We start from the raw sequence: 11,320 nt of genomic DNA on the forward strand, positions 1-11,320 counted from the left end.
TAAGATTCAGGAGCGTAGTGCATGGAGTTCAGTGTAAAAAGCGGTAGCCCGGAGAAACAGCGGAGTGCCTGTATCGTTGTGGGCGTCTTTGAACCACGCCGACTCTCCCCGATCGCCGAACAACTCGATAAAATCAGTGACGGTTACATCAGCGCCTTGTTGCGCCGTGGCGAACTGGAAGGCAAACCTGGGCAGACGCTATTGCTGCACCATGTTCCGAACGTGCTGTCCGAGCGCATTCTGCTGATTGGGTGTGGCAAAGAGCGTGAGCTTGATGAACGTCAATACAAGCAGGTTATTCAGAAAACCATTAACACGCTGAATGATACTGGCTCAATGGAAGCCGTCTGCTTCCTGACCGAACTGCACGTTAAAGGTCGCAATACGTACTGGAAAGTGCGTCAGGCCGTTGAGACCGCGAAAGAAAGTCTCTATAGCTTCGATCAGTTGAAGACCAATAAAAGCGAACCGCGTCGTCCGCTGCGTAAAATGGTCTTCAACGTGCCAACGCGTCGTGAGTTAACCTCTGGCGAACGTGCCATTCAGCACGGTCTGGCGATTGCTGCCGGCATCAAAGCTGCGAAAGATCTTGGCAACATGCCGCCGAACATCTGCAACGCAGGTTATCTTGCCTCACAGGCGCGTCAGTTGGCCGACTCATACAGTAAAAACGTGGTCACTCGCGTCATCGGCGAACAGCAGATGAAAGAGCTGGGTATGCATTCTTACCTCGCTGTCGGGAATGGCTCACAAAACGAATCGCTGATGTCGGTTATTGAGTACAAAGGCAATCCGTCGGAAGACGCACGTCCTGTTGTGCTCGTGGGTAAAGGGCTGACCTTTGACTCCGGTGGTATCTCCATCAAGCCTGCCGAAGGCATGGATGAGATGAAGTACGACATGTGCGGTGCCGCCGCCGTTTACGGCGTCATGCGCATGGTCGCTGAACTCCAGTTGCCGATTAACGTTATCGGCGTACTGGCAGGCTGTGAAAACATGCCTGGCGGACGTGCCTATCGCCCAGGCGATGTACTGACGACCATGTCCGGACAAACCGTTGAGGTGCTGAATACCGACGCCGAAGGCCGCCTGGTGCTGTGCGATGTGCTGACCTACGTTGAACGCTTTGATCCTGAAGCGGTAATTGACGTCGCCACACTGACCGGTGCCTGCGTGATTGCGTTAGGCCATCACATCACCGGCCTGATGTCGAATCACAATCCGCTGGCGCATGAGTTGATCGGCGCGTCCGAACAGGCTGGCGACCGCGCATGGCGTCTGCCGCTGGGCGATGAGTATCAGGAACAGTTAGAATCTAACTTTGCGGATATGGCCAATATCGGCGGCCGTCCGGGTGGTGCTATCACCGCAGGCTGCTTCCTGGCTCGCTTCACCCGCAAATACAACTGGGCGCACCTTGATATCGCGGGCACCGCATGGCGCTCCGGTAAAGCGAAAGGCGCAACCGGTCGTCCTGTTGCACTGCTATCGCAATTCTTACTCAACCGCGCCGGATTGGGTGGCGAAGAGTAAACCCGAATCCCGGGTGGCAATACGCCACCCGGCTTCACATGTAAAGTCACCACAAGAAGCCCCATATTATGAGAAACGCAACGTTCTATCTTCTGGACAATGACACGCAGCAGGATGGCTTAAGCGCCGTCGAACAATTGGTGTGTGAAATTGCCGCAGAACGTTGGCGCAACGGGAAACGCGTCCTGATCGCCTGCGAAGACGAACAGCAGGCTATTCGGCTCGATGAGGCGCTGTGGGCAAGACCCGCTGAAAGTTTTGTCCCGCATAATCTGTCGGGAGAAGGACCGCGTGGCGGCGCACCGGTAGAGATTGCCTGGCCGCAAAAACGCAACAGTAGCGCACGTGATATTCTGATTAGCCTGCGTACAGGCTTTGCAGATTTTGCCACCGCTTTCACAGAAGTGGTAGACTTTGTCCCTCACGAAGATTCTCTGAAACAACTGGCGCGCGAACGCTATAAAGCGTACCGCCTGGCTGGTTTTAACCTGAATACGGCAACCTGGAAATAATGGAAAAGACATACAACCCACGAGATATCGAACAGCCGCTTTACGAGCACTGGGAAGAGCAGGGCTATTTCAAGCCTAACGGCGATGAAAGCAAAGAGTCCTTCTGCATCATGATCCCGCCGCCGAACGTCACCGGCAGTTTGCATATGGGTCATGCTTTCCAGCAGACCATCATGGATACCATGATCCGTTACCAACGCATGCAGGGCAAAAACACCCTGTGGCAAGCAGGTACTGACCATGCGGGTATTGCTACCCAAATGGTGGTCGAGCGTAAGATTGCCGCTGAAGAAGGTAAAACCCGCCACGACTATGGTCGCGACGCCTTCATCGACAAAATTTGGCAGTGGAAGGCAGAATCTGGCGGCACGATCACTCGCCAGATGCGTCGTCTCGGCAACTCCGTGGACTGGGAGCGCGAGCGCTTCACCATGGACGAAGGCCTTTCCAACGCCGTAAAAGAAGTATTTGTCCGTCTGTACAAAGAAGATCTGATTTACCGTGGCAAGCGCCTGGTGAACTGGGATCCGAAACTGCGCACCGCGATCTCCGATCTGGAAGTGGAAAACCGCGAGTCTAAAGGCTCGATGTGGCACATCCGCTATCCTTTGGCCGATGGCGCAAAAACCGCAGACGGTAAAGATTACCTGGTGGTTGCAACGACACGTCCAGAAACCCTGCTGGGTGATACCGGCGTGGCGGTGAACCCGGAAGATCCGCGTTACAAAGATTTGATCGGCAAGTTCGTGACATTACCGTTGGTGAATCGCCGCATCCCTATCCTGGGCGATGAACACGCCGACATGGAAAAAGGCACCGGCTGTGTGAAAATCACCCCGGCACACGACTTTAACGACTATGAAGTTGGCCGTCGTCACGCCCTGCCGATGATCAACATTTTTACCTTTGACGGTGATATCCGTGAAAGCGCCGAAGTGTATGACACCAAAGGCAACGAATCCGACGCTTACTCAAGCGACATCCCCGCTGAATTCCAAAAGCTGGAACGTTTTGCCGCGCGCAAAGCCGTTGTCGCGGCTATTGATGCGCTGGGCCTGCTGGAAGAGGTTAAACCGCACGATCTGACCGTACCTTACGGCGACCGTGGCGGCGTGGTCATCGAACCGATGCTCACCGACCAGTGGTACGTGCGTGCCGATGTGCTGGCAAAACCGGCGGTTGAAGCGGTTGAAAACGGCGACATTCAGTTCGTTCCTAAACAGTACGAAAACATGTATTTCTCCTGGATGCGCGATATTCAGGACTGGTGTATTTCCCGTCAGCTGTGGTGGGGTCACCGCATCCCGGCCTGGTACGACAATGAAGGGAATGTGTTTGTTGGCCGCACCGAAGAAGAAGTGCGTCAGGAAAATAACCTGAGTGCCGACGTTGCCCTGCGCCAGGACGACGACGTGCTGGATACCTGGTTCTCTTCCGCACTCTGGACCTTCTCCACGCTCGGCTGGCCAGAAAACACCGATGCGCTGCGTCAGTTCCACCCGACCAGCGTGATGGTGTCCGGCTTCGACATCATCTTCTTCTGGATCGCCCGCATGATCATGATGACCATGCACTTCATCAAAGATGAAGACGGCAAGCCTCAGATTCCGTTTAAGACCATCTACATGACCGGTCTTATCCGCGACGATGAAGGCCAGAAGATGTCCAAATCCAAGGGCAACGTTATCGATCCGCTGGATATGGTTGACGGTATCTCTCTGAAAGATCTGCTGGAAAAACGTACCGGCAACATGATGCAGCCGCAGCTGGCGGAAAAAATCGCTAAGCGCACCGAGAAGCAGTTCCCGGACGGCATCGAGCCGCACGGCACCGACGCCCTGCGTTTCACCCTGGCGGCACTGGCCTCTACCGGTCGTGACATCAACTGGGATATGAAACGTCTGGAAGGTTACCGCAACTTCTGTAACAAGCTGTGGAACGCCAGCCGCTTTGTGCTGATGAATACCGAAGATCAAGATTGTGGCTTCAACGGTGGCGAGATGACACTGTCTCTGGCCGATCGCTGGATTCTGGCGGAGTTCAACCAGACCATCAAAGCCTATCGTGAAGCGCTGGATACCTACCGCTTCGATATCGCGGCCGGCATTCTGTATGAATTCACCTGGAACCAGTTCTGCGACTGGTACCTGGAGCTGACCAAACCGGTAATGAACGGCGGCAATGAAGCTGAACTGCGCGGTACGCGCAACACGCTGATTACCGTACTGGAAGGTCTGCTGCGTCTTGCGCATCCGATTATTCCATTCATCACCGAGACCATCTGGCAACGCGTGAAGGTCATCAAAGGCATTACTGCCGACACCATCATGCTGCAACCTTTCCCGGAATACGATGCCGCTCAGGTGGATGAAGCCGCCGCATCGGACACCGAATGGCTGAAGCAGGCGATCGTTGCGGTTCGTAATATTCGTGCTGAAATGAATATTTCGCCGGGTAAACACCTTGAACTGCTGCTGCGCGGTTGCAGCGAAGCCGCCATTCGTCGTGTCACCGAAAACCGCAGTTTCCTGCAAAACATGGCGCGTCTGGAAAGCATCACCGTGCTGGCAGCTAATGACAAAGGTCCGGTATCCGTGACCAAAATCATTGAAGGCGCGGAGCTGCTGATCCCAATGGCGGGTCTGATCGACAAAGATGCAGAGCTGGCACGTTTGGCGAAAGAAGTGACGAAAGTCGAACTGGAAATTGGAAAAATTGAAAGCAAGCTTTCCAACGAAGGTTTCGTGGCACGCGCCCCAGAAGCGGTCATCGCTAAAGAGCGTGAACGACTGGTTGCTTTCGCTGATGCAAAAGCCAAACTGATCGAACAACAGGCGGTTATTGCCGCGCTGTAATGCCATCACCCCTTACCTGTTCGCAGGTAAGGGGTTTCCTTCCTGAAATATCCTCGCTTGCACTCCCTTTTCTGCGATGCTATTAACAGCAACTGAGTGTCAATTTTTGTCATGAGTAATGCTATGAGCGTGATTACCCCGACCGCCGCGACAACGATGCGTCGGATCACAGAGCAGGACAATCCCAGTATCGCCAACGTCATTCGCACGGTGTCGGCTGAATATGGCCTGACGGCCGATAAAGGCTATACCGTTGCTGACCCGAATCTGGACGAGCTATATCAGCTGTATAGCCAGCCAGGCCATGCCTACTGGATTATCGAGCAAAACGGTAACGTTGTCGGCGGAGGCGGAGTTGCGCCACTTAGCTGTAGCGAGTCTGACATCTGTGAACTGCAAAAAATGTACTTCCTGCCCTCCGTGCGTGGAAAAGGCCTGGCGAAAAAGCTGGCACAGGTTGCCCTCGATCACGCTCGCTCTCAGGGTTTCCAACGCTGCTATCTCGAAACCACCGCTTTCCTCAAAGACGCGATTGGGTTGTACGAGCACCTGGGCTTTGAACATATTTCTGAGCCTCTCGGCTGTACCGGCCACGTCGACTGTGAAGTGCGGATGCTGAAAACTCTGTAATTTTCGTTCCTGCCCCCTTCTGCTAAGCGGCTGTAAACTGAATGATCTACACTCTCAGTTCACATCAAACGGGGGAAACAAGATGTCTAAGATAAAAAGCTACGCCGCACCGCAGGCGGGTGCAGAACTTGAGCTGTACGAATACGATGCGGGCGAGCTGAAGGCAGAAGACGTCGAAGTGCAGGTGGATTACTGTGGGATCTGCCACTCTGATCTGTCAATGATCGACAATGAATGGGGCTTCTCGAGCTATCCGCTGGTCGCCGGACATGAAGTCATTGGCCGCGTCGTAGCACTGGGAACCGCAGCACAGGATAAAGGCCTGAAAGTGGGCCAGCGTGTCGGTATCGGCTGGACCGCCCGTAGCTGTGGCCATTGTGATGCCTGTATCAGCGGCAATCAGATCAACTGTCTGGAAGGCGCGACGCCCACCATCCTCAACAAAGGCGGTTTCGCCGACAAGCTGCGCGCCGACTGGCAGTGGGTCATCCCGTTGCCGGACAGCATTGATATCGAATCCGCCGGCCCGCTGCTGTGCGGCGGGATCACCGTATTCAAACCTCTCCTGATGCATCACGTCACCGCCACCAGCCGCGTCGGCGTGATTGGTATTGGTGGCCTGGGCCATATTGCGATCAAGCTGCTACACGCGATGGGCTGCGAAGTGACCGCATTCAGCTCTAATCCAGCGAAAGAGCAGGAAGTGCTGGCGATGGGTGCCGATAAAGTGGTTAACAGCCGCGATCCTGAATTACTTAAAGCGCTGGCCGGTCAGTTTGATCTGATCATCAATACCGTGAACGTCGATCTCGACTGGCAGCCGTACTTTGAGGCGCTGGCCTACGGCGGTAATTTCCATACCGTCGGCGCTGTCCTGAAGCCGCTTCCGGTACCGGCATTTACCCTGATTGGCGGCGATCGCAGCGTTTCGGGTTCTGCGACGGGCACACCTTATGAACTGCGTAAGCTGATGAAGTTTGCTGGCCGCACCAAAGTCGCACCAACAACCGAACTGTATCCAATGTCGAAAATCAACGAAGCCATCCAACACGTACGTGACGGTAAAGCCCGTTACCGCGTGGTGCTGAAAGCGGATTTCTGATTAACGTCTTCTCTGGTCGGTGCGGGCTGATGCCCGCACCCCATCCCTCTCCCACTGTACGGTCCGGGAAGAGGGTGCAAACACCAAAAACGGTAACGCGTGTTACCGTTTTACATTTACCATTGCTGAAAATACCTCTGCAACCGCCACCGCGCCCGGATCGGTGACGCCATCCAGATTTTCTTTATTCACATACGATGAACGCCCGGCTCCCGCTTTTTGCATGCTTGTCGTCGCGTCTGCACCCTTTTTCGCCGCCTGTGCGGCAGCCTGAATATCGCCTTTTTGCAATGCTTCAAGTGCAGGCTGCAAAGCATCGATCAACGTGCGATCGCCAAGATCTGCGCCACCGTACTGTTTCATTTGCGCCAGCCCACTCAACAACGCATCCGGCAGTGATTTGCCGTCATGCATTTTTTGCCCCGCCGCCGTAAAGAAGATCGACATCAAGACACCGCTCGATCCTCCCATCACCGTCGCCAGCCGTTCACCCACCAGCAAGAGGAGCTGAGAAACATCATTGAGCGGGAGCTGTTTTTGATCCAACAGCCGCGCAATTTCACGCGCACCTTGCGCAAAGGTCGATCCGGTATCGCCGTCACCCACTTTGGCATCGAGGGCATTCAGACGGTTTTCCAGATCCAGAAGCGTTTGCGTCGCGGCCACCACTAACGCAGCGACCCCAGTATTCTCAGAAGGGGTGAATTCAACACTGTCCTGAATAGCGGTATGCGAAAGCGTGCGTAAAGGGGCAAACGCTACCGGCTTCTGCCAGCCAATCGTTTCGACCGGTTCATTTATCGCCTGCTCGAAGGCGTCGTTTAGCTTTAGCAGCGACAGTGAAAAACCTTTCATATCCAGCGAGCTCACCAGCGGCGCAGGACCAATCAGATACGCGATATTCTCTTTCAGCGCAGAGTGCGCCAACTCTTTAGTCAGCAGCGCCATCTCCAGCGCCGATACGCCGCCAAGGTTGTTAATCAGCAACGCAAATTTGCCCTCACCCGCCTTCTCTTTTAGCGGCTTCACCAGAGTGTCGATAATTTCTTTGCTGTTGTGCGTATCGACCACTGATGCGCCAGGTTCGCCGTGAATTCCCAGCCCCAGTTCGACATGCCCATCCTTGATACGCCCTTCCTCATCGCTGCTACCCGGCAAATTGCAGGTTTGCATCGCCACACCCAGGCTCCAGATATTGTCACAGGCTTGTTGTGCAATATCCCGTACGTCGTGTAGCGACTTGCCTTGTTCCGCTGCATACCCGGCAATTTTATGCACCAGTGCCGTACCTGCGATCCCGCGCGGCTGTTTGTTGTCCGGCAGTGCAATGTCATCGGCGACAATCACCATTTCCACCTTCAGCCCGTAGCGTTTGGCCTTTTCTGCCGCGAGGCCAAAATTAAGACGGTCGCCCGTGTAATTTTTAACAATCAACAGGCAACCGCGATCGCCAGTCACTGCGACGATCGCGTTCAATACCGCATCCACGCTCGGTGAGGCAAACAGATCGCCGCAGACGGCAGCGGTCAACATGCCCTTGCCGACAAACCCGGCGTGAGCAGGTTCATGCCCGGAACCCCCACCGGAGATGACTGCCACACGACTTTTACCCCAGTCGCTGCGCGCGACCACGCGAATAGCCGGATCGATATCAAGCTTAACGAGATTACCGTGCGGCGCGGAGATCAGTATGCCTTCAATGGCGTCGTTGACCAGCTGTTTGCGGTCATTAAAAAAGAATCTGGACATAGCTTCCCAAAATTTTGTGAATCGTATGCAAAGCATAGTTCGCACTGGACAATGCGCCGCAAAGTCAGGAATTTACTGAGTCATTTTACCGTCAGGTTGCCTATACTCCACGCAGGATAAAGAGAGGAAACCCATCATGAGTACACCGCTACTGATTGCCCGGACGCTGGAGAAAGAGCTGTTCTTATTACCCGCAATGGCGAACCGCCACGGGCTGATTACAGGGGCGACCGGTACGGGTAAAACCGTTACGTTGCAAAAACTGGCTGAATCCTTTTCAGAGATTGGCGTACCGGTTTTTATGGCCGATGTGAAGGGCGACCTGACCGGTATCGCGCAGGAAGGAACCGCATCAGAAAAACTGCTCGACCGGCTAAAGAATATTGGCGTCACCGACTGGCAGCCACGGACGAACCCGGTCGTGGTCTGGGATATCTTTGGTGAGAAAGGCCATCCGGTGCGCGCCACTGTGTCCGACGTCGGCCCGTTACTGCTGGCGCGGCTACTCAACCTGAACGACGTGCAGTCCGGCGTACTGAATATCATCTTCCGTATTGCTGACGATCGGGGCCTGCTACTACTCGATTTCAAAGATCTGCGCGCCATCACCCAGTACATCGGTGACAACGCAAAATCTTTCCAGAACCAGTACGGTAATATCAGCAGTGCCTCCGTTGGGGCGATTCAGCGCGGACTCCTCACTCTGGAACAACAAGGAGCAGAACATTTCTTTGGCGAGCCGATGCTCGATATCAAAGACTGGATGCGTACCGACAGTAACGGCAAAGGTATTATCAACATACTGAGCGCAGAAAAGCTCTACCAAATGCCTAAGCTGTACGCCGCCAGCCTGCTGTGGATGTTGTCAGAACTCTATGAGCAACTGCCGGAAGCGGGCGATCTGGAAAAGCCTAAGCTGGTGTTTTTCTTTGACGAAGCGCACCTGCTGTTTAGCGATGCGCCGCAGGTGCTGTTGGATAAAATTGAACAGGTGATCCGACTGATTCGCTCAAAGGGCGTTGGGGTTTACTTCGTCTCGCAAAACCCGTCAGATATCCCCGATAACGTCCTGGGCCAACTCGGTAATCGTGTGCAGCATGCACTGCGTGCCTTTACGCCAAAAGATCAGAAAGCCGTCAAAGCGGCAGCGCAAACTATGCGCGCTAACCCCGGTTTTGATACAGAATCAGCTATTCAGGCACTGGGTACAGGGGAGGCGCTGATTTCTTTCCTGGATGCTAAAGGCAGTCCGTCCGTTGTCGAGCGCGCGATGGTGATTGCACCGTTCTCACGCATGGGGCCCGTCACCGACGATGAGCGTAACGGCCTGATTAACCACTCGCCGGTTTACGGCAAATATGAAGACGAAGTGGACCGAGAATCGGCGTTTGAAATGTTGCAAAAAGGCGTTCAGGCAAACACCGAGCAGCAGGATGCCCCGTCCGGCAAAGGCGCTGAGGCTGCGGTCGATGACGGCATACTTGGCGGCCTGAAGGATATTCTGTTTGGCAGCACCGGGCCACGCGGCGGTAAGCGCGATGGCGTGGTGCAAACCATGGCTAAGAGCGCTGCACGTCAGGTGACGAATCAGATTGTCCGTGGAATGCTGGGCAGTCTACTCGGTGGTCGACGAAGATAACGGAGAAGCCCAGGGCCGGCCAAGCGCCGAGCCCTGCACGCCGTGTACATTCAAATAGCGATCCAGCTCAACCATCCCCGTCCAGCGGTTCTCACACCATAATGGTACGAGCAGCTCCGGGCGACGGGCACTGGCGGATATACGGTGATAAGTCACCTCCGGCGGCGTGTGGCGGATCATCTCACCCGCCGTGACGGTGTAGTCATCCAGTTCAATACCGCTAAGCCGTCCGGCTTCCCATGCCCTGGCCATGATGCTGCCCTTCACGATATGCAATGGATGTAGCTTGATACCGTCGACGCCGGTCTCGATGACCTTTTCCAGCGTCTCCAGGCCATGCTGCTGCCCTTCTCCCGGCAAACCGACAATCAGGTGCGAGCACACTTTGAGTCCGCGCTCGCGGGCAAGCTTTGTGGTGCGCTGGTAGCAGGCAAAGTCGTGCCCACGATTAATACGGTGCAAGGTTTTGTCATGCGCGGTTTGTAATCCCAGCTCCAGCCAGATTTCATAACCCCGCTCTTTGTATTCGCTGAGCAGGTCCAGCACCGCCTCCGGCACACAGTCCGGGCGAGTGCCCACGCACAGCCCCACGATATTGGCCTGACTTACCGCCTGCTGATACATCGATCGCAGCACCTGCACTTCTGCCCAGGTACTCGTATAGGCCTGGAAATAGGCCAGATACTGTCTGGCGCGGTTGACCCGACTCGCCTGATGGGCGAGCTGTTCAGCAATAGAAAGATGCTGCTGCGCCTCATCGGCAAACGAGGCGACATGACAGAAAGTACAGCCACCACGCCCAATGGTGCCATCGCGATTGGGGCAGCTAAACCCGCCGTGCAGCGTGAGCTTATGAACCTTCTCACCATAGCGTCGCAAAAGATCCCCACCAAACATATTGACTAATTTCTGTAACTGCATAATCTGATAGACCGCCCCGAAGAAAGGGGACAAGCCTGCCATTTTTAGTCTCAGTCGGCGATGACCTGGATCAATCGCTCTGGACAGCTATTTTTCATTTGAATAAAAACTCACTATTACTGCAATTTAATTCACCCCTAAGGCGATTACTTTTCCTTATGTTCTGATGGTTTTTTTCACTTATCACGCCAGAGTTGAAAAACAGTGTGATTATGCGGGTTATACCACCGAGCCAGCTTAATATGCTGCATTAATTGCGCTATTCAGCATGCCACATCGATAATACCGCTTTCATATAGTGAGTCAGATCACACTCCACTACCGTCTCCGTGGCCGTTCCATCGATATAAAAACAGATATATTTCCTTTACATTCAATT

The 11,320-nt window shown here is 54.4% G+C and carries 8 protein-coding genes; 6 read left to right on the forward strand and 2 right to left on the reverse strand.

Translation table 11 applies throughout. From position 1 onward, the window contains the following. Window positions 1–21: 21 nt before the first annotated feature. The 5 genes from pepA (at window position 22) to ahr (ending at window position 6,632) form a co-directional block, all read left to right on the forward strand. Window positions 22–1,533, forward strand: a complete 1,512-nt coding sequence (gene pepA, locus AC6EMZ_RS12155; protein WP_498402751.1) for a leucyl aminopeptidase — start codon at window positions 22–24, stop codon at window positions 1,531–1,533. Between the two features lie 68 nt (window positions 1,534–1,601). After that, window positions 1,602–2,045 carry a DNA polymerase III subunit chi gene (gene holC / locus AC6EMZ_RS12160; RefSeq protein ID WP_498402752.1) on the forward strand — a complete coding sequence of 148 codons (444 nt, stop codon included), beginning with the start codon at window positions 1,602–1,604 and terminating at the stop codon, window positions 2,043–2,045. Next, on the forward strand, window positions 2,045–4,900 hold the full coding sequence (locus tag AC6EMZ_RS12165; RefSeq protein ID WP_498402753.1) for a valine--tRNA ligase: 2,856 nt from the start codon (window positions 2,045–2,047) through the stop codon (window positions 4,898–4,900). Before holC ends, AC6EMZ_RS12165 begins: the two co-directional genes overlap by 1 nt. A gap of 123 nt (window positions 4,901–5,023) precedes the next feature. Beyond that, window positions 5,024–5,530: a GNAT family N-acetyltransferase gene (locus AC6EMZ_RS12170; RefSeq protein ID WP_498402754.1), complete on the forward strand. Its 507-nt coding sequence runs from the start codon at window positions 5,024–5,026 to the stop codon at window positions 5,528–5,530. An 82-nt stretch (window positions 5,531–5,612) separates the two neighbouring features. Then, window positions 5,613–6,632 (forward strand): NADPH-dependent aldehyde reductase Ahr, encoded by a 1,020-nt coding sequence (ahr, locus tag AC6EMZ_RS12175; protein ID WP_498402755.1) that lies wholly within the window; start codon window positions 5,613–5,615, stop codon window positions 6,630–6,632. A gap of 102 nt (window positions 6,633–6,734) precedes the next feature. Here the strand turns inward: ahr and AC6EMZ_RS12180 are convergent, their stop codons facing one another. Next, on the reverse strand, window positions 6,735–8,381 hold the full coding sequence (locus AC6EMZ_RS12180) for a glycerone kinase (protein ID WP_498402756.1): 1,647 nt from the start codon (window positions 8,379–8,381) through the stop codon (window positions 6,735–6,737). Window positions 8,382–8,517: 136 nt separating this feature from the next. Here AC6EMZ_RS12180 and AC6EMZ_RS12185 point away from each other — a divergent pair, with 136 nt between their 5' ends. Then, window positions 8,518–10,020 (forward strand): helicase HerA-like C-terminal domain-containing protein, encoded by a 1,503-nt coding sequence (locus AC6EMZ_RS12185; protein ID WP_498402757.1) that lies wholly within the window; start codon window positions 8,518–8,520, stop codon window positions 10,018–10,020. On the opposite strand, the gene mnmL is transcribed toward AC6EMZ_RS12185, so the two are convergent. Beyond that, window positions 9,997–10,941, reverse strand: a complete 945-nt coding sequence (gene mnmL / locus AC6EMZ_RS12190) for a tRNA modification radical SAM protein MnmL/YtqA (protein ID WP_498402830.1) — start codon at window positions 10,939–10,941, stop codon at window positions 9,997–9,999. The two genes, AC6EMZ_RS12185 and mnmL, sit on opposite strands and share 24 nt — an antisense overlap. Between the last annotated feature and the right edge of the window lie 379 nt (window positions 10,942–11,320).

It is taken from the genome of Enterobacter sp. SCRI0065 (genome assembly GCF_059766475.1).

What these genes read in the sequence shown, in the direction of transcription:
- AC6EMZ_RS12185 (WP_498402757.1), top strand. Translation starts at nt 8,518, where the DNA reads ATGAGTACACCGCTACTGATTGCCCGGACGCTGGAGAAAGAGCTGTTC.
- mnmL (WP_498402830.1), bottom strand. Translation starts at nt 10,941, where the DNA reads ATGCAGTTACAGAAATTAGTCAATATGTTTGGTGGGGATCTTTTGCGA.
- holC (WP_498402752.1), top strand. Translation starts at nt 1,602, where the DNA reads ATGAGAAACGCAACGTTCTATCTTCTGGACAATGACACGCAGCAGGAT.
- pepA (WP_498402751.1), top strand. Translation starts at nt 22, where the DNA reads ATGGAGTTCAGTGTAAAAAGCGGTAGCCCGGAGAAACAGCGGAGTGCC.
- ahr (WP_498402755.1), top strand. Translation starts at nt 5,613, where the DNA reads ATGTCTAAGATAAAAAGCTACGCCGCACCGCAGGCGGGTGCAGAACTT.
- AC6EMZ_RS12170 (WP_498402754.1), top strand. Translation starts at nt 5,024, where the DNA reads ATGAGCGTGATTACCCCGACCGCCGCGACAACGATGCGTCGGATCACA.
- AC6EMZ_RS12165 (WP_498402753.1), top strand. Translation starts at nt 2,045, where the DNA reads ATGGAAAAGACATACAACCCACGAGATATCGAACAGCCGCTTTACGAG.
- AC6EMZ_RS12180 (WP_498402756.1), bottom strand. Translation starts at nt 8,381, where the DNA reads ATGTCCAGATTCTTTTTTAATGACCGCAAACAGCTGGTCAACGACGCC.